The organism is Pseudomonas sp. BJa3, assembly GCF_026343815.1.
Lineage (GTDB): Bacteria > Pseudomonadota > Gammaproteobacteria > Pseudomonadales > Pseudomonadaceae > Aquipseudomonas > Aquipseudomonas soli.
In genome coordinates this window covers 21,069-39,928 of the sequence record NZ_JAOXMC010000009.1, presented here as the reverse complement: position 1 = coordinate 39,928, position 18,860 = coordinate 21,069, and the positions used below count along the sequence as shown (strand labels likewise).

At 63.6% G+C, this 18,860-nt stretch carries 17 protein-coding genes and 1 riboswitch; of the genes, 10 read left to right on the top strand and 7 right to left on the bottom strand.

Annotation, left to right across the window (positions count from 1 at the left end):
• Nucleotides 1–20: 20 nt before the first annotated feature.
• Nucleotides 21–2,018, bottom strand: coding sequence for a transketolase (gene tkt, locus OH705_RS13010; protein WP_023631029.1), 1,998 nt, complete (start codon nt 2,016–2,018; stop codon nt 21–23).
• A gap of 229 nt (nt 2,019–2,247) precedes the next feature.
• Here tkt and OH705_RS13005 point away from each other — a divergent pair, with 229 nt between their 5' ends.
• From OH705_RS13005 to OH705_RS12990, 4 genes are all read left to right on the top strand, one after another.
• Nucleotides 2,248–3,240 carry an ArsR/SmtB family transcription factor gene (locus tag OH705_RS13005; protein ID WP_038706912.1) on the top strand — a complete coding sequence of 331 codons (993 nt, stop codon included), beginning with the start codon at nt 2,248–2,250 and terminating at the stop codon, nt 3,238–3,240.
• Nucleotides 3,241–3,259: 19 nt separating this feature from the next.
• Complete coding sequence (gene metK / locus OH705_RS13000) at nt 3,260–4,450, top strand: methionine adenosyltransferase (protein ID WP_038706913.1); 1,191 nt, start codon at nt 3,260–3,262, stop codon at nt 4,448–4,450.
• Between the two features lie 144 nt (nt 4,451–4,594).
• Entirely contained in the window at nt 4,595–6,295 is a 1,701-nt protein-coding gene (gene ligB / locus OH705_RS12995) for an NAD-dependent DNA ligase LigB (RefSeq protein ID WP_038706914.1), read from the top strand.
• Nucleotides 6,296–6,413: 118 nt separating this feature from the next.
• Entirely contained in the window at nt 6,414–6,806 is a 393-nt protein-coding gene (locus OH705_RS12990; protein ID WP_023632841.1) for a DUF1090 domain-containing protein, read from the top strand.
• 54 nt (nt 6,807–6,860) lie between these two features.
• On the opposite strand, the gene OH705_RS12985 is transcribed toward OH705_RS12990, so the two are convergent.
• Complete coding sequence (locus OH705_RS12985; protein WP_038706915.1) at nt 6,861–7,307, bottom strand: c-type cytochrome; 447 nt, start codon at nt 7,305–7,307, stop codon at nt 6,861–6,863.
• 119 nt (nt 7,308–7,426) lie between these two features.
• Between OH705_RS12985 and OH705_RS12980 the strand changes: the two genes are divergently transcribed.
• Nucleotides 7,427–8,578, top strand: coding sequence for a murein transglycosylase A (locus OH705_RS12980; RefSeq protein ID WP_110605340.1), 1,152 nt, complete (start codon nt 7,427–7,429; stop codon nt 8,576–8,578).
• A 61-nt stretch (nt 8,579–8,639) separates the two neighbouring features.
• Here the strand turns inward: OH705_RS12980 and OH705_RS12975 are convergent, their stop codons facing one another.
• Together OH705_RS12975 and OH705_RS12970 are read right to left on the bottom strand one after the other, a co-directional pair.
• A complete protein-coding gene (locus tag OH705_RS12975) occupies nt 8,640–9,026 on the bottom strand; it encodes an MAPEG family protein (RefSeq protein ID WP_023629465.1) in 387 nt (128 codons plus the stop codon).
• 32 nt (nt 9,027–9,058) lie between these two features.
• Nucleotides 9,059–9,892, bottom strand: a complete 834-nt coding sequence (locus tag OH705_RS12970; protein WP_023629466.1) for an EamA family transporter — start codon at nt 9,890–9,892, stop codon at nt 9,059–9,061.
• A 216-nt stretch (nt 9,893–10,108) separates the two neighbouring features.
• Between OH705_RS12970 and OH705_RS12965 the strand changes: the two genes are divergently transcribed.
• Nucleotides 10,109–11,344 (top strand): cation:proton antiporter, encoded by a 1,236-nt coding sequence (locus OH705_RS12965; protein WP_267302327.1) that lies wholly within the window; start codon nt 10,109–10,111, stop codon nt 11,342–11,344.
• Between the two features lie 33 nt (nt 11,345–11,377).
• Here the strand turns inward: OH705_RS12965 and OH705_RS12960 are convergent, their stop codons facing one another.
• Entirely contained in the window at nt 11,378–11,779 is a 402-nt protein-coding gene (locus OH705_RS12960; RefSeq protein WP_003257757.1) for an acyl-CoA thioesterase, read from the bottom strand.
• A gap of 177 nt (nt 11,780–11,956) precedes the next feature.
• Nucleotides 11,957–12,053, top strand: a riboswitch (S-adenosyl-L-homocysteine riboswitch).
• 21 nt (nt 12,054–12,074) lie between these two features.
• Here OH705_RS12960 and ahcY point away from each other — a divergent pair.
• From ahcY to OH705_RS12940, 4 genes are all read left to right on the top strand, one after another.
• Nucleotides 12,075–13,484 (top strand): adenosylhomocysteinase, encoded by a 1,410-nt coding sequence (gene ahcY / locus OH705_RS12955; RefSeq protein ID WP_046853939.1) that lies wholly within the window; start codon nt 12,075–12,077, stop codon nt 13,482–13,484.
• A 141-nt stretch (nt 13,485–13,625) separates the two neighbouring features.
• Nucleotides 13,626–14,471, top strand: a complete 846-nt coding sequence (gene metF, locus OH705_RS12950) for a methylenetetrahydrofolate reductase [NAD(P)H] (RefSeq protein WP_094012345.1) — start codon at nt 13,626–13,628, stop codon at nt 14,469–14,471.
• Between the two features lie 107 nt (nt 14,472–14,578).
• Entirely contained in the window at nt 14,579–15,361 is a 783-nt protein-coding gene (locus OH705_RS12945; protein WP_094012387.1) for a substrate-binding periplasmic protein, read from the top strand.
• Between the two features lie 222 nt (nt 15,362–15,583).
• Nucleotides 15,584–17,473 carry a DEAD/DEAH box helicase gene (locus OH705_RS12940; protein WP_177410840.1) on the top strand — a complete coding sequence of 630 codons (1,890 nt, stop codon included), beginning with the start codon at nt 15,584–15,586 and terminating at the stop codon, nt 17,471–17,473.
• A gap of 94 nt (nt 17,474–17,567) precedes the next feature.
• On the opposite strand, the gene OH705_RS12935 is transcribed toward OH705_RS12940, so the two are convergent.
• A complete protein-coding gene (locus OH705_RS12935; RefSeq protein ID WP_023629958.1) occupies nt 17,568–18,146 on the bottom strand; it encodes a YceI family protein in 579 nt (192 codons plus the stop codon).
• A 34-nt stretch (nt 18,147–18,180) separates the two neighbouring features.
• Nucleotides 18,181–18,732 (bottom strand): cytochrome b, encoded by a 552-nt coding sequence (locus tag OH705_RS12930; protein ID WP_094012344.1) that lies wholly within the window; start codon nt 18,730–18,732, stop codon nt 18,181–18,183.
• Between the last annotated feature and the right edge of the window lie 128 nt (nt 18,733–18,860).

Here is an 18,860-nt window from a genome sequence, read left to right as displayed (position 1 = left end):
CACGTAGCCTCCCGGGTGCATCAGTCTTCCAGCAGCTCTTCGGCGGTGCCCAGGATGTTGTCCAGGGTGAAGCCGAACTCCTCGAACAGCGCGGAGGCCGGTGCCGACTCGCCGTAGGTGGTCATGCCGATCACGCGACCTTCGAGGCCGACGTACTTGTACCAGAAGTCGGCATGGGCAGCCTCGATGGCGATGCGCGCACCGACTTCCAGTGGCAGGACCGACTGCTTGTAGGCAGCGTCCTGGGCATCGAACACGCTGGTGCTCGGCATCGACACGACGCGGACCTTGCGGCCCTCGGCGCTCAGCTTGTCGAACGCCTGGACAGCCAGGCCCACTTCGGAACCGGTGGCGATCAGGATCAGCTCAGGCTCGCCGGCGCAGTCCTTGAGCACGTAACCGCCACGGGCGATATCGGCGATCTGCTGGGCATTGCGATCCTGATGCTGCAGGTTCTGGCGCGAGAAGATCAGCGCCGACGGGCCGTCCTTGCGCTCCAGGGCGGCTTTCCAGGACACGGCGGACTCCACCGCATCGGCCGGACGCCAGGTGTCCAGGTTCGGCGTGCTGCGCAGGCTGGTCAGTTGCTCGATCGGCTGATGGGTCGGACCGTCTTCGCCCAGGCCAATGGAGTCGTGGGTGTAGACGTGGATCACGCGTTGTTTCATCAGCGCCGACATGCGCACGGCGTTGCGGGCGTATTCCATGAACATCAGGAAGGTCGCGCCATAAGGCACCAGACCGCCGTGCAGGGCGACGCCGTTCATGATCGCGGTCATGCCGAATTCGCGCACGCCGTAGAACACGTAGTTGCCGCTGGCGTCATTGGCCTCGACACCCTTGCAACCTTTCCACAAGGTCAGGTTGGAGCCGGCCAGGTCCGCCGAACCCCCGAGGAACTCCGGCAGCAGCGGGCCGAAGGCATTCAGGGTGTTCTGGCTGGCCTTGCGGCTGGCGATGGTTTCGCCCTTGGCGGCGACTTCGTTGATGTAGGCCTGGGCCTTCTCGGAGAAGTCCGCCGGCAGGTCGCCTGCGTCACGGCGCTTGAACTCGGCAGCCAGTTCCGGGTAAGCCTTGGCATAGGCGTCGAAACGCTCGTTCCAGGCAGCTTCGGCCTTGGCGCCAGCGGCTTTGGCGTCCCACTCGGCATAGATGTCGGCCGGGATCTCGAACGGACCGTGGTTCCAGTTCAGTTCCTTGCGGGCCAGGGCGATTTCTTCGTTGCCCAGCGGTGCGCCGTGGCAGTCTTCCTTGCCCTGCTTGTTCGGCGAGCCGAAGCCGATGATGGTCTTGCAGCAGATCAGGGTCGGACGGTCGCTCTTGCGAGCGGTGTCGATGGCCATCTTGATCTCGTCGGCGTCGTGACCGTTGACGTTGCGGATCACCTGCCAGTTGTAGGCTTCGAAGCGCGCCGGGGTGTTGTCGGTGAACCAGCCGTGCACTTCGCCGTCGATGGAGATGCCGTTGTCGTCGTAGAAGGCGATCAGTTTGTTCAGGCCCAAGGTGCCGGCCAGCGAGGCGACTTCGTGGGAAATGCCTTCCATCATGCAGCCGTCGCCGAGGAACACGTAGGTGTTGTGGTCGACGATGTTGTGGCCTTCACGGTTGAACTGGGCGCCCAGCACCTTTTCCGCCAGGGCGAAGCCCACGGCGTTGGCCAGACCCTGGCCCAGGGGGCCGGTGGTGGTTTCCACGCCTGGGGTGTAGCCGAACTCCGGGTGGCCCGGGGTGCGGCTGTGCAGCTGACGGAAGGCCTTGAGGTCGTCGATGGTGACGTCGTAGCCGGTCAGGTGCAGCAGCGAATAGATGAGCATCGAGCCGTGACCGTTGGACAGCACGAAGCGGTCACGGTCGGCGAAGTTCGGGTTGCTCGGGTTGTGCTTCAGGTAGTCGCGCCAAAGCACTTCGGCGATATCCGCCATACCCATGGGGGCACCTGGGTGGCCGCTGTTGGCCTTTTGCACGGCATCCATGCTGAGGGCACGAATGGCGTTGGCACGTTCACGACGGCTGGGCATCGCTGAGTCTCCTGGGGCTTGAAAGGGTGGTGAAGCGAAAAAAGGCGACCATTTTCGCCCACAGGGGGGGCCGGGGGCAATGACGTATGGTCGCAGTCGGGCTTTTTTCCTGTGTTTGGCCCACTTTTCACGAGAAATGCGCCTGCGAAACCACCACCCATCCAGCAATATCAAAACTTTTTGATATTGCTATTGCGACGACAGCATCCCCTGACTAGACTCCCGCCCCATGAACCTCAATGCGCCCATCACCCCGCAACGCAGCGACGAGCTGGCCGCCCTGTGCAAGGCCGGCGGCGATCCTCTGCGCCTGAACGTGCTGCGCGCATTGGCCAACGACTCGTTCGGCGTGCTGGAGCTGGCGCAGATCTTCGACATCGGCCAGTCGGGTATGAGCCACCACCTCAAGGTACTGGCCCAGGCCGACCTGGTGGCGACCCGTCGCGAGGGCAATGCGATCTTCTACCGCCGCGCCCTGCCCGACAGTCAGCGCCTGGGTGGCCGCCTGCATACGGCGCTGCTGGAGGAAGCCGACGACCTCTCGCTGCCCGTGGACGTACAGGCACGTATCGCCCTGGTGCAACAGCGCCGCGCCGCTACCAGCCAGGACTTTTTCCAGCGCGTCGAAGAGAAATTCCGCGCCCAGCAGGACCTGATCGCCGGCTTGCCGCAGTACCGCGAAAGCCTGCTGGCATTGCTCGACAAGCTCAGCTTCGGCGTCGGCGCCAGCGCCCTGGAAGTGGGGCCTGGCGACGGCGGTTTCCTGCCCGACCTGGCGCGCCGCTTCGACCAGGTCACGGCCATGGACAACAGCCCGACCATGCTCGAGCTGGCGCGCCAGGTCTGTGAGCGCAATGCACTGAACAACGTGAACCTGCAGTTGGCCGATGCACTGGGTACAACGGATGTGGAAGCCGACTGCGTTGTGCTGAACATGGTCCTGCACCATTTCAGCGACCCGGCCCAGGCCTTGCGCCTGCTGGCCAGACGGGTGAAAGCGGGCGGCAGCCTGCTGGTCACCGAGCTGTGCAGCCATGACCAGGGGTGGGCGCGCGAAGCCTGCGGCGACCTGTGGCTTGGCTTCGAACAGGATGACCTGGCCCGTTGGGCCAACGCTGCGGGACTGACCCCCGGGGACAGCCTCTACGTGGGCTTGCGTAACGGTTTTCAGATCCAGGTCCGGCATTTCCAGCGGGCCACTGGCGACATACAACATCGGTAAATTTCAGGAACCCATCGAGATGAGCGAATACTCCCTTTTCACCTCCGAGTCCGTGTCCGAAGGGCATCCGGACAAGATCGCCGACCAGATCTCCGACGCGGTGCTGGACGCCATCATCGCCCAGGACAAGTATGCCCGCGTGGCCTGCGAGACCCTGGTCAAGACCGGTGTCGCCATCATCGCCGGTGAAGTCACCACTTCGGCCTGGGTCGATCTGGAAGACCTGGTACGTAACGTGATCATCGACATCGGCTACAACAGCTCCGACGTCGGCTTCGACGGTGCCACCTGCGCCGTGATGAACATCATCGGCAAGCAGTCGGTGGACATCGCCCAGGGCGTCGACCGCTCCCGCCCGGAAGACCAGGGCGCTGGCGACCAGGGCCTGATGTTCGGCTACGCCAGCAACGAGACCGACGTGCTGATGCCGGCACCGATCTGCTTCTCGCACCGCCTGGTCGAGCGCCAGGCCGAGGCGCGCAAGTCCAAGCTGCTGCCTTGGCTGCGCCCGGACGCCAAGTCCCAGGTCACCTGCCGCTATGAAAACGGCAAGGTCGTCGGCATCGACGCGGTCGTACTGTCGACCCAGCACAACCCCGAGGTCTCGCAGAAAGACCTGCAGGAAGCGGTGATGGAGCTGATCGTCAAGCACACCCTGCCTGCGGAACTGCTGCACAAGGGTACCCAGTACCACATCAACCCGACAGGCAACTTCATCATCGGTGGCCCGGTGGGCGACTGCGGCCTGACCGGCCGCAAGATCATCGTCGACTCCTACGGCGGCATGGCTCGCCACGGTGGTGGCGCGTTCTCCGGCAAGGACCCGTCCAAGGTCGACCGTTCCGCCGCCTACGCCGGCCGCTACGTGGCCAAGAACATCGTCGCCGCTGGCCTGGCCGAGCGTTGCGAGATCCAGGTGTCCTACGCCATCGGCGTGGCCCAGCCGACCTCCATCTCGATCAACACCTTCGGCACCGGCAAGGTCTCGGACGAGAAGATCGTGCAACTGGTGCGCGAATGCTTCGACCTGCGTCCGTACGCCATCACCACCATGCTCGACCTGCTGCACCCGATGTACCAGGAAACCGCTGCCTACGGTCACTTCGGTCGTACCCCGCAGCAGAAGACCGTGGGTGACGACACCTTCACCACCTTCACCTGGGAGCGCACCGACCGCGCCGCCGCCCTGCGCGACGCCGCCGGCCTGTAAGTCTCCTACAGCAGTAAAAGAAAGCCCCTGCCGAGCAATCGGCAGGGGCTTTTTCGTGACATATCGTCTGACAATGCGGCACGTCGCAGCGCGCAGCTGACACCTAGGCTGAGGACTCCTTACCGCCTCGCAAGGATGCCGGCCATGCCGTTGCTGCTGATACTCATGCTCCTGCCGATACTCATCGCCAGCGCACAGGCCGGCCAGTGTCCGGATTGGAGCGTATCCCAGGCGAATGCCGAAATGGCCCGGCTGGGCGAGACCCTGGCCCGCTGGGACGACCACTACCATCGTCAGGGCAAGTCATTGGTGGCCGACGAGCTCTATGACCAGAGCCGCCAGCGCCAATTGCTGCTACAGCGGTGCTTCAACCTGCCAGACGCGGCGCCCGCCCCACTGGCAAGCGCACGCGGTCCGATTGCACACCCGATCGTCCACACCGGCGTCGACAAGCTCCCTGACGAACAGGCAATGCGTCGTTGGCTGGCCGACAAACGCGATGTCTGGATACAGCCCAAGGTCGACGGCGTCGCGGTTTCCCTGGTCTACCAGAAGGGTCGGTTGGTCCGGCTGCTCAGCCGTGGCGATGGCGTCCAGGGCCATGACTGGAGCCGGCATATTCCCTCGCTCGGCGCCATCACCCGACAGCTGCCGCAGCCTGTGGACCTGGTGCTGCAAGGGGAACTGTACAAACGCCTGGAGGGCCATGTGCAGGCCCAGGCAGGCAGCCTCAACGCTCGCGGCAACGTGGCCGGGCTGATGGCACGCAAGCAGCTGGACACAGCGCTCGGCGCGAGCATCGGCCTGTTCGTCTGGGACTGGCCGCACGGGCCGCAAACCCAGGCAGAGCGTCTCGAGCGACTGGCCGCCATGGGCTTTGCCGACAGCCAGCGCTACAGCGTCGCCATCGCCAGCCCGGAGCAGGCCGCCGAGATGCGCCTGCACTGGTATCGCACCGCCCTGCCCTTCGCCACCGATGGCGTGATCCTGCGCCAGGACAGCCGCCCGCCCGCCGAACGCTGGCAGGCCAAGGCCCCTTACTGGATTGCGGCTTGGAAATACCCCTTCTCCCAGGCACTGGCCGAGGTGCGCGAAGTGCGCTTTCGCATTGGACGCACTGGCAAGGTAACCCCCATCCTGCATCTGGCGCCTGTCGAACTGGACGACCGTCAGGTTTCCCAGGTCAGCCTTGGTTCCCTGGCTCGCTGGCAGAACCTCGATATTCGCCCTGGCGATCAGGTGGCCATCAGCCTTGCCGGCCTCACCGTTCCGCGGTTTGACGACGTGGTACATCGCACGGTCGTGCGACAGCCCGTGGCCTCACCGGCTGCCGGCCAGTATGACGCCCACACTTGCTGGCGGGCTGGCGCTGGCTGCGAAGAGCAATTCATCGCCCGATTGAACTGGTTGAGCGGCAAGCAGGGGCTGGCCCTGCCAGGGATCGGACCGGGTACCTGGCGCCGACTGGTGAATGCCGGCCTGGTGACCTCCCTCGTGGACTGGCTGGAGCTCGACACCCAAGTCCTGACGAAGGTGCCGGGTCTCGGCGACGCCAGGGCCCGACAGCTTCATGACAGTTTCAGCGCGGCTCACCTGCGCTCCTTCCACCAGTGGTTGAAAGCGCTGGGCGCGCCCTTGCCTCAGGAGATGCCGCTGGAGGCCGACTGGTCGACGCTCGCAACCCGATCGGCCGACGCATGGCAAGCCTCGCCGGGGGTCGGTGGCGCAAAATCGAAACAACTCGAGGTTTTTTTTGCAACAGAAGATGTTCAAGCCCTTGCCGCGCAACTGGGCCGGTATCGTATCGCCGGTTTCCAGCACTCGAACGACACCGCCGAACAATGACGAGCGTAGGGTAACTCCGAGTTTGCCGTTTAAAGCCCCACCAAGGGTTCCTAAATCCGGCAAACCAAGGCAGGATTCCACCAACTTTTGCTGCTCCGCCCCGCTCAGGAGGCTTTTCATGACACGTTTCACCGCTCTTTTCCTGCTGGCAACCCTTGGCCTGGCGACCGGCGTCGCGCAAGCCGCCCAGCCGGATGCAGGTTTGACCGGCTGCGCCGCCAAACGCAGCGCCATCGAGAACCAGCTGAAGATTGCCCGTGACCATGGCAACAGTGACCAAGTTGCCGGGCTCGAAGAGGCGCTGCGTGGCGTGGACAACTGCACCGAAGCCGGGCTGCGCAAAGAGCGCGAGCAGAAAGTGCTCGATGCTCGCCACGAAGTGAACCAGCGCACCAAGGACCTGGACAAAGCCATGAAGAAGGGCGACGCGGAAAAGATCAACAAGCGCAAGGACAAGCTGGCCGAGGCAAAGAAAGAACTGCAGGAAGCCGTGGACGAGCTCGAGCGCTGACCTAACAGCCCTTGATGTGGGAGCGAACCCGCTCCCACAACAGCCTCCCACGGCTCAATGATTACGAAACTCGCTATGACAGGCCTTGCACGCCGCCTCGACCTTGTCCATCGGTGCCTTCATCTGCGTTGCGTCCAGCGACGGGTTGCGGGTCACCGTCACCAGCTCGCCGGTGACGCCCTCCAGCTGCCGGGCCAGGTCCTGGAACCGCGCCTGCCGCTCCCAGACATCCGCCCGCGCGCTGCTGTCACCCTCGTCGCGCACCTGCGGGAAGTGCTGCCACGGCTCATGGGCCAGGGAATCCAGCTTCACCGCGCCCTCGGCGAACTTCACGCCATCGAAGGGCAACCGTCCGCGCAGCATGCCTCCCATGTCTTCACTGGTCTTGAGCATCTGCTTGAAGATCGCCTTGCGCTGGCCCAGTGGCGAGTTGGGATCGACGCCGTCACAGGCGGTCAGGGCGAGGGCGGCGAGCAGTACTACGGTCAATCGCTTGAACATCACGGTCTCTTTGGCCAGGCAAACGGGTGGCCAGTATCGCCGCCCGCCGGGCAAAGACCAATAGCCACACAGAAAACAAGGGTGAATGTTCATGTTTCGCCCAGCACAGGACCTTCTCGATGAAATCTGCATTGCGCCATCTCGCCTGGGCCCTGCCCGCCCTGGCGCTCCTGGCCGGCTGCAACGGCGGCGAAAGCGCCAAGCCCGAGCCTCATGCCATCGCCACTTATGTGCCAGCCACCTGGAAGGACCTGCCTCAGGTCAGCGACGACGACCTGCTGGCCGGCTTCTATGCCTGGCGCAACGGTTGCGAGAAGCTCAAGCGCGATCCGGTGTGGGCAGCAACCTGCGAGGCAGCCGGCTCAGCCATGGCGAACGCTGATCAGGTACGCACCTTCCTCGAGCAGAATCTCCAGGTGTTTGGACTGCGCTCGGCGCAGAACAGCGCCAACGGCCTGATCACCGGGTATTACGAACCGGTCTACCCCGGCAGCCTGGAACGCACCGAAGCCGCGCATGTACCAGTGTACGGCGTACCCGAGGACATGATCGTGGTCGATCTGGCCAGTGTGTATCCCGAACTCAAGGGCAAGCGCTTGCGCGGGCGCCTTGATGGCCGCGTGCTCAAACCCTATGACACCGCCGAAGTGATCAACCGCGACGGTGCCATGGCGCCGGTACTGGCCTGGCTGACCGACCCGATGGACTTGCAGTTCCTGCAGATCCAGGGTTCCGGTCGCATCCAGCTGGAAGGTGGCCGCCAGCTACGGCTGGGGTATGCCGACCAGAACGGCCATCCCTATCGGCCGATTGGCCGCTGGCTGGTGGAACAGGGCCAGCTGCCTAAGGAACAGGTGACCATGGGCAGCATCCACGCTTGGGCCCAGGCCAACCCGAAGCGGATCCCTGAGTTGCTGGCCAGCAACCCGAGCTATGTGTTCTTCAGCACCCGCCCGGACAGCAACGAAGGTCCCCGCGGCTCACTCAACGTGCCGCTGACCGCTGGCTACAGCGTGGCCATCGACCGCAAGGTGATCCCGCTGGGCAGCCTGCTGTGGCTGTCCACCACCCGCCCCGACGGCAGCCCGGTGGTGCGCCCCGTGGGAGCTCAAGACACGGGTGGGGCGATTACTGGTGAAGTGCGTGCGGACCTGTTCTGGGGCACCGGGCCAGAGGCAGGGGAACTGGCAGGCAACATGAAACAACAGGGGCAGATCTGGATGTTGTGGCCCAAGGGTCAGCCTTTGCCCGAAGTACCGAAGGTACCCTGACGGGCGCTATCGCGGGGCATGCCTACTCCCACTGCGGGAGCGGGCATGCCCCGCGATGCACTCAGATCGAAACGACAAAGAACGACACGATCAGCGCCATCCCGACGAACCACACCAGCGAGCGCAACACCGCCCAATCCGCCAGGTAGCAGATGATGTAGAGCAACCGGCTGGTGATGTACATCACGCCCAGCACATCTTGGGTTACTTGTTCGGCATTGCCGACGATATCGGCCACCAGCACCGCCGCGGCAAATGCCGGAAACGCCTCGTAGCCATTCAACTGAGCGGCATGGGCCCGCCGTGGCAGCCCTTCAAGCTCGTCCAGAAAGGCACGCGGGTCATGATTGGCGCGAAAGCCAAAATACCCGCTGCTGAGTTTGGCGATCAACGCACACAGCGGCGGCAGGACCAGGGCGACAAGAATGCACCACAGGGCTACGGTCATCTACAGGACTCCTTGTTTCACAGAGGTTGGCTTCAGAGCTTCATCACCAGCATGCCGGCCAGCACCAGCGTGCAAGCTAGGAGTCTTGGCCCGCCAAAAGGTTCTTTGAGGTAGCGCATGCCCAGGAGCACCACGAGAATCACGCTCAGTTCGCGCAACGCTGCCGCCTCGGCCACCGAGCCCAGGTGCATGGCCCAGAGCACCAGAGCGTAGCTGAACAACACACAGAACCCGACTGCCAGGCCCAGATTCCATTGGGTTCGCCAGAACAGCATGAATGGCCCCCGGCGAGCCACCACGGCCAGCAGCGGGAACGGCCAGGAGCTGAGCAGGCTCAGCCACACCAGGTAATCCCACGGTTTGCCCCACAGGCGTACGGCCTGGCCGTCGAACCAGGTGTAGCAGCCGATGCACAGGCCGATCAGCGCCACCACCGGCAGCATCGACCAGGGCAGGCGGTCGCCGCCGCCGCCCTGCCAAAGCAGACACGCCATGCCACAGGGGATCAGCAGGATGCCGATGATCTGCTGCTGGCTCAGCGATTCGCCGGCAAAGGCCAGGGTCAACCCAAGTACCACCAAGGGCGACAGGCCACGCATCAACGGATAGACCAGGCCCAGGTCGCCGACCCGATAGGCCTGGATCAGCAGAAAGCGGTACAGCTGCTCGGCCAGCGCCGAGGCCAACAGCCAGGGCCAGATCCCGGCGGGCGGGAAATCTACGAAGGCCACCGCCAGCAGGGCGAAACTCAGCGCCACCACGTCCATGCTGGCGATGACCAGCAGCCGCTCGGCGCTGAACTTGATCAAGGTATTCCAGGTGGCATGGAGCAGGGCTGCGACCAGTACGAGGGAAGTTGCCAGCACGCCTTGGAATCCTTGTTGTCGTTCGGTGGGGACCACTATATAGCGCCTGGCGTGTTATGGCCCCATCTCGGCGAGCCCGCCCCCACGCCACTGCCTGACAGGAACCAATTGGATAAATCCGGTCATAAGGTGTGTCCCGACTGCCGCGCCAGATCATCAAAGAACTGCCCGAGCCATTCGGGTAATGACTTGGAAGCCACTTTCACAGGATTCGGGATGCTTGAATTAGTTGCCGCGTTTATCTGCCTCACCACCCTCCTCACTTATGTGAACTACCGCTTCATCGGCCTGCCGCCGGCCATCGGCGTGATGGTCACCGCATTGCTATTCTCCCTGATGCTGCAGGGCCTGAGCCTGATCGGCTTCCCTGGCTTGGAAGAACGCGTTGAAGGCCTGATGAACCAGATCGACTTCAACGACCTGCTGATGCACTGGATGCTGTCGTTCCTGCTGTTCGCCGGCGCGTTGCACGTCAATCTTGCCGACCTGCGCAGCTACCGCTGGCCGATCGGCCTGCTGGCCACCCTGGGCGTGCTCATCGCCACCGTGGTGATTGGCTACCTGTCGCACTGGGTGTTCGCCCTGTTCGGCTGGAACGTGCCACTGATCTACTGCCTGCTGTTCGGTGCGCTGATCTCGCCAACCGACCCGATCGCCGTGCTCGGCGCGCTGCGTACCGCCAACGCCTCCAAACCGCTGAAGACCACCATCGTCGGCGAGTCGCTGTTCAACGACGGCACGGCGGTCGTGGTGTTCACCGTGCTGCTGGGCATCATCCAACTGGGCGAGACGCCGAGCGTCGCCGATACCGCCATCCTGTTCGCCCGTGAGGCACTGGGTGGCATCGCCTTCGGCGGCCTGATCGGTTACGCCACCTACCGCATGATCAAGAGCGTCGAGCAGTACCAGGTGGAGGTGATGCTGACCCTGGCACTGGTGATCGGCGGCTCGGCCATGTGCTACGAGTTGCACGTGTCGGCGCCGATCGCCATGGTGGTGGCCGGCCTGATCATCGGCAACCTGGGGCGCAACCTGGCGATGAACGACATGACCCGCCGCTACATGGACGGTTTCTGGGAACTGATCGACGACATGCTCAACGCACTGCTGTTCGCCCTGATCGGCCTGGAGCTGTTGCTGCTGCCGTTCAACTGGTTGCACCTGGCGGCCGGTGGCGTGCTGGCGGTGGCGGTGCTGGCTTCGCGGCTGCTGACCGTGGCGCCGGCGATCGTGCTGTTGCGCCGCTGGCGCAGCGTGCCGCAGGGCACCATTCGCGTACTGACCTGGGGCGGCCTGCGCGGTGGCGTGTCGGTGGCCCTGGCGCTGTCGCTGCCGCAGGGCGCCGAGCGTGATCTGCTGCTGTCGATCACTTACATCGTGGTGCTGTCATCGATCCTGATTCAAGGCCTGACGGTCGGCAAGGTAGTGCGCAAGGTCAGCACACCGGCATGAAAACGCCGGGGCCGCTCTGCGGCCCCGGCTTTATCACTCGACCGCAGAATCGGGAAACTGGTCCTGGATGTACTTGATCTCGGTGCGCCCGTGGGCGGCCGGCAGGCCATCCTCACCCAGGTTGACGAACACCATCTTGTCGACGGTCAGGATCGCCTTGCGGGTGATCTTGTTGCGCACTTCGCACTTGAGGGTGATCGAGGTGCGGCCGAACTCGGTGGCGGTGATGCCCAGCTCGATGATGTCACCCTGACGCGAAGCACTGACGAAGTTGATCTCGGAAATGTACTTGGTCACCACGCGCTGGTTGCCCAGCTGGACGATGGCGTAGATCGCCGCCTCTTCGTCGATCCAGCGCAGCAGGCTGCCGCCGAACAAGGTGCCGTTGGGGTTGAGGTCTTCGGGCTTTACCCATTTGCGGGTGTGAAAGTTCATCTGTACTCCTGACCTGCTTGCTGACATGCGCTAATGATGGCAGACCGCTCGGTCACGCTCCATTGAACATCGACTATCGTCTCGATTAATCGACAGAAAGTCTTGGGTGTGTCACACGCCCGCGGCTATAATCTCGCCGTTTCATATGGTCCCCCGCAGTGGTGGCCATCCCGCCACCCATCCGAGGGGCGCTGCAGCAGGCTCGGCCTGTCAGGCTCGGTTGGGGCGTTGTCCGCGCAAGCGGACGCTCAACGCACAACGGCGCCCATTCGCACACTACGAATGGAGGCTCTCAATGAGCGCTGTAAACACGCCTGCAGGTTTTTCCGACTTCAAGGTCGCCGACATCTCCCTGGCAGACTGGGGCCGCAAGGAAGTCATCATCGCCGAATCGGAAATGCCCGCGCTGATGGGCCTGCGCCGCAAGTATCAAGCCGAGCAACCGCTCAAGGGCGCGAAGATCATCGGCTGCATCCACATGACCATCCAGACTGCCGTGCTGATCGAGACCCTAGTCGCCCTGGGTGCCGAAGTGCGCTGGTCGTCGTGCAACATCTTCTCCACCCAGGACCAGGCCGCCGCCGCCATCGCTGCCGCCGGCATCCCGGTGTTCGCCTGGAAAGGTGAAACCGAGCAAGAGTACGAGTGGTGCATCGAGCAGACCATCCTCAAGGATGGCCAGCCATGGGACGCCAACATGGTGCTGGACGACGGTGGTGACCTGACCGAGATCCTGCACAAGAAATACCCGGCCATGCTGGACAAGATCCACGGCGTGACCGAAGAGACCACCACCGGCGTGCACCGCCTGCTGGACATGCTGGCCAAGGGCGAGCTGAAAGTCCCGGCGATCAACGTCAACGACTCGGTCACCAAGAGCAAGAACGACAACAAGTACGGCTGCCGTCACAGCCTCAACGACGCCATCAAGCGCGGTACCGACCACCTGCTGTCGGGCAAGCAGGCCCTGGTGATCGGCTACGGCGACGTGGGCAAGGGCTCGGCCCAGTCCCTGCGTCAGGAAGGCATGATCGTCAAGGTCACCGAAGTCGACCCGATCTGCGCCATGCAAGCGTGCATGGACGGCTTCGAAGTCGTCTCGCCGTTCAAGGACGGCATCAACACCGGTACCGAAGCCGGCATCAACAAGGACCTGCTCGGCCGCATCGACCTGATCGTCACGACCACCGGTAACGTCAACGTCTGCGACGCCAACATGCTCAAGGCCCTGAAGAAGCGCGCCGTGGTCTGCAACATCGGCCACTTCGACAACGAGATCGACACCGCCTTCATGCGCAAGAACTGGGCATGGGAAGAGGTCAAGCCACAGGTGCACAAGATCCACCGCACCGGTGCCGGCGTGTTCGACCCGCAGAACGACGACTACCTGATCCTGCTGGCCGAAGGCCGCCTGGTGAACCTGGGCAACGCCACCGGCCACCCAAGCCGCATCATGGACGGCTCGTTCGCCAACCAGGTCCTGGCGCAGATCTTCCTGTTCGAGCAGAAGTTCGCCGCGCTGCCTGCCGCGAAGAAGGCCGAGCGCCTGACCGTGGAAGTGCTGCCGAAGAAACTCGACGAAGAAGTGGCCCTGGAGATGGTCCGCGGCTTCGGCGGCGTGGTCACCCAGCTGACCCCGCAGCAGGCCGAGTACATCGGTGTGACCGTCGAAGGCCCGTTCAAGCCGGACGCTTACCGCTACTAAGCGGCTGGTTGCCAGTGCCAAGTATTCTTGCCCGGCACTGGCAGGCAACGTTTCGAACCGATGTCCGAGCCAGGCCGGCCCCCACCGTCCTGGCTTTTATTTGCAGGCAGCAGCCCAGGCTCACTGCCGAAGGAACCAGAGATGTCACAAGAACGCCGCTACAGTTTCGAGTTCTTCCCCACCAAGACCGATGCCGGTCACGAAAAGCTGATGGGCGTTGCCCGCCAGCTGGCCAGCTACAACCCGGACTTCTTCTCCTGCACCTATGGTGCCGGTGGCTCGACCCGCGACCGCACGCTCAACACCGTGCTGCAGCTGGAAAACGAGGTGAAAGTCCCCGCCGCCCCGCACCTGTCCTGCGTGGGTGACAGCAAGGACGACCTGCGTGCCCTGCTGGCCGAGTACCAGGCCGCCGGCATCAAGCGCATCGTCGCCCTGCGTGGCGACCTGCCGTCGGGCATGGGCATGGCCAGCGGCGAGCTGCGCTACGCCAGCGACCTGGTCGAGTTCATCCGCCAGGAAACCGGCAACCACTTCCACCTGGAAGTGGCCGCCTACCCGGAGATGCACCCGCAGGCGCGCAACTTCGAGAGCGACCTGGCCAACTTCGTGCACAAGGTCAAGGCTGGTGCCGACAGCGCCATCACCCAGTATTTCTTCAACGCCGACAGCTACTTCTATTTCGTCGAGCGCGCGCAGAAACTGGGCGTCGAGATCCCGGTGGTGCCCGGCATCATGCCGATCACCAACTACAGCAAGCTGGCGCGTTTCTCCGACGCCTGCGGCGCCGAGATCCCACGCTGGATACGCAAGCAGCTGGAAGCCTATGCCGACGACACCGCCAGCATCCAGGCATTCGGCGAGGAAGTGATCACCCACATGTGCGAACAGCTGCTGCAAGGCGGCGCACCGGGACTGCACTTCTATACCCTCAACCAGTCCGAGCCGAGCCTGGCGATCTGGAACAACCTGAAGCTGCCACGCTGATGGTCGCGAACAAGGCTTTGGCGCAGGTCAAAGCCTTGTTCGTTCGCGCTCGCGCCTGCGGCCAGCGTTCACTGGTCTTGCCCGGGCTTGCAGCGTACTCTCACGCCATGCGCACGCTCATCCTCCCTCTCCTGCTGTTGCTGCTCGCCGGCCTGAGCCCGCTGGCCCATGCCGAACGCCTGCGCATCGTCAGCGACGACTGGGCCCCCTACCTCTACCAGGAGAATGGCCAGGCCAAAGGCATCGACTACGAGATAACCAACGAGGTGTTTAAACGCCTGGGCGTCGAGGTGCAGTGGCAGTTCCTGCCTTGGAGGCGCTGCCTGGCGATGGTAGAGCAGGGGCTGGCGGATGCAGTGATGGACATCTTCAAGGTCGATTCACGCCAGGGCTATATGGTCTACCCGGACGAACCCATGTCCCAGGTCGAGTTCGTCCTCTACCAGGCCCGCTCACGCCCCCACCCTGTCGTGCACCTGGAGGACTTGGCCGGGCTGACCGTAGGCACCTCCCCCGGTTATGTCTACGACAGCAGCTTCGCAGAATCGCCGCTGTTTCGCCGTGAGCCTGCGCCCAGCCACGAGGCCAACTTCGGCAAGTTGACCCGTGGGCGCATCGACCTCTTGGTGACCGACCGCCGGGTCGGCCGCTATGTGAGCCGCCGACTGGGTTTGGAGCAGACTGTGCAAGAACTGCCACTGCTGATAAGCCGTCGGCCCCAGTATCTGGGACTGGCCCGCAAACCTGGGCGCGAACAGCTGGCACAGGCATTCAGTGATGAACTGCGGCGCTTCAAACAAGAGCCGGCCTATGCAGCGATCAATGCCCGCTACCTCGGCAATCAGGATTTTCCTTTCGCCGTTGAGCAGCAGGAACGCGGCACACGCTGATTGCTCTGTTATACTCGAGCCTTCCCGCCCGGCTCACGCCCGGACGCTCGGCCTCGCAACAGGCATCTCGACCAGGCGCCGCGCACCTTTGGTGCCCGCCCGCAGGCTCCAGGATGCGCAGTGAACGCCCAGCTGGACCGGACGCGATCGCATCCCTCCGATGCCCGTCGCGCCAGGCAGAACACCCCATCGGGCCTAGCCCCCACGAGAACAGGATTGCCCATGTCCTTTGCTTCCCTCGGTCTCTCCGAGGCTCTTGTCCGCGCTATCGAGGCTGCGGGCTATACCCAGCCCACTCCGGTGCAACAGCGGGCCATTCCCGCCGTGTTGCAAGGTCGCGACCTGATGGTCGCCGCCCAGACAGGTACTGGTAAAACCGGCGGCTTCGCGCTTCCGATCCTTGAGCGTCTGTTCCCGGGCGGCCATCCCGACAAGTCTCAACGTCATGGTCCCCGCCAACCGCGCGTGCTGGTGCTGACGCCCACCCGTGAGCTGGCTGCCCAGGTACATGACAGTTTCAAGGTCTATGCCCGCGACCTGAATTTCATCAGCGCCTGCATTTTCGGTGGCGTCGGCATGAACCCGCAGGTCCAGGCCATGGCCAAGGGCGTCGACGTCCTGGTCGCCTGCCCAGGTCGCCTGCTCGACCTCGCTGGCCAGGGCAGTGTCGACCTCTCGCGGGTCGAGATCCTGGTGCTGGACGAAGCCGACCGCATGCTCGACATGGGCTTCATCCATGACGTCAAGAAAGTGCTGGCGCGCCTGCCGGCCAAGCGCCAGAACCTGCTGTTCTCGGCAACTTTCTCCAAGGACATCACCGACCTCGCCGACAAGCTGCTGCACAACCCCGAGCGCATCGAGGTCACGCCGCCGAACACTACCGTCGAGCGTATCGAGCAACGGGTCTACCGCCTGCCGGCCAGCCACAAACGCGCCCTGCTGGCGCACCTGATCACCTTGGGCGCCTGGGAACAGGTGCTGGTGTTCACCCGTACCAAGCACGGCGCCAACCGCCTGGCCGAGTACCTCGAGAAGCACGGCCTGACCGCGGCGGCGATCCACGGCAACAAGAGCCAGAATGCCCGCACCAAGGCGCTGGCCGACTTCAAGGCCAATACCGTGCGCGTGCTGGTCGCCACCGACATCGCCGCTCGCGGCCTGGACATCGACCAACTGCCTCATGTGGTCAACTTCGAGCTGCCCAATGTCGAGGAAGACTACGTTCACCGCATCGGCCGTACGGGCCGTGCCGGTCGCTCCGGTGAAGCCATTTCGATGGTTGCGCCGGACGAAGAAAAGCTGCTCAAGAGCATCGAGCGCGTCACCCGCCAGAAAATCCCGGATGGCGACCTGATGGGCTTTGACGCATCGCAGGTCGAGGCCGAGAAGCCGGAAGTGCGCGAGCGCCAGCCGAACAATGGCCGCGGTGGCCGCAACCAGCAACCTCGCGGCGAAGGCGGCAAGGAAGGCAGTGGCGGACGCAAGGACAAAGGCAAGGACAAGGGCCGCAACAAGCCTTCGTCCGAGAAGGCCGCGGAAAAGGACAAGTCTGGCGAGAAACAGCAGCAAGGCCAGCAGCGCAAGCCGCGCGACCAGAAGCCACGCCAGCAGCAGAACAACGGCCAGAAAGCCGTGCCTGTCGCCGCACCCAACCGTGACCCTGAGGAGTTCCTCGACGACGACGTCGACAACTTCGGCAACCGCGCCGACTACGTCAGCCCCTACCAGAACGCCAAGAACCAGGGGCGCAATCGTCGCCCGGGCGGCAACGGCGGCCAAGCCCAAGGCCAGCGCAGTGGTGGCGGCCAGGGGCAAGGCCAGGGTCGTGGCAATGGCCAGCAGCGCCAGGGCCAGGGCTCCGGTGAAAAGCGCCCGCGCAACGGCGGCGGCAGCAATGGTGGCGCCCGACGCGACAACAACGGCGGCCGTGCCCGCCGTGAAGATTCGTCCCGCCAGGAACCAGCCGTGCGCAACCCGCGCGAGTCGCAGAGCGCGCCAGTGATCATCCGCAAGGAATCCAAGCTGGACCGTTACCCGACGCCCGAGCAACTGGACGACCTGCCAAGCCGCCCACGCGGTGAACGCCCAGCGCTGCTGACCCGCAAGGGCTGAGCGCGCCATCGCGGGGCCTGCCCCGCGATGCGGCCATGCAAAGCCAACAAAAACGCCGCCCATTGGGCGGCGTTTTTGTTGCTGGCGAAGCGAATTACTTCTGCTTCACGCCTTCGACGCTGATATCCAGGTCCAGGGTCTGCGAAGTCGGGCCTGGGCCCTTGATGCCGAAGTCGTTCAGGTTCAGCGTGGTGGTAGCGTTGAAGCCGGCGCGCTCGCCGCCCCATGGGTCCTTGCCCTCGCCATTGAACACGGCTTTGAAGGTAACCGGCTTGGTCACGCCGTGCAGGGTCAGGTCGCCGGTCACATCGGCAGTCTTGTCACCGGTCGACTTGACGCTGGTGGAGACAAATTTGGCTTCTGGATATTTTTTGACATCCAGGAAGTCCTTGCTGGCGATGTGCTTGTCACGCTCGGCGTGGTTCGACCACAGGCTGGCAGTCTTCAGGTCGACGCTGATCTTGCTCGCCTCGGGCTTGGCGCTGTCCCAGGTGAAGTTGCCGTCGAAGTCCTTGAAGGTGCCGTGGATGAAGCTGTAGCCCAGGTGGCTGATCTTCCAGTCGACGAACGCGTGCTGGCCTTCCTTGTCGATCTTGTACTCGGCCGCCATGGCCTGGCCAGCGGAAATCAGTGCGGTACCGAGCGCCAGAGCGGCAAAAGTCTTTTTCAACATCCTTACTTCCTTCCTTTGCAATTGAGGTTGAGATTCAAGCTTTGCGGCCCAGCATGCGGGTCAGGGTCGCGTCACGGTCGATGAAATGATGTTTCAGTGCCGCCAATGCGTGCAGTACAGCGAAAATCACCAGGCCCCAGGCCAGCCAGAGGTGGATCACACCTGCCAGGTCGGCCTGGTCGGGCAGGTCGCTGACCAGCGCGGGAACGTCGAACAAGCCGAACACCGGAATACCCACGCCGTCGGCCGTGGAAATCAGATAGCCCGCTATCATCACCGCGAACAGGCCCAGGTACAGCGCCAGATGGCCCAGCTTGGCGGCCAGGCGAGTGACCTTGCCATGATTGGCCGGTGCCGGCGGCGGCGGGCTGACGAAACGCCAGACTACCCGCAACAGCATCAGTGCCAGCAACACCAGGCCGATGCTCTTGTGCAGGTCCGGGCCCGACTTGCGCCATGGGTCGTAATAATCGAGGCCGACCATCCACAGGCCAAGGCCAAACAGCCCGAAGACCGCCAGCGCCACACCCCAGTGCAGGACGATGCTGACCAGGCCGTAGCGAGAAGATGAATTGCGCAGTTGCATGTTGGCGTATTTCCCCGTGAAAGCTGTGCACAAGACTAACGCGTAATGCATCGAATAAAAGCGTAAAAAACAGCTTCTGATTATCGAAAAACCAGATATTTATTCTGCAAGCTTCCTATTAAGGAAAC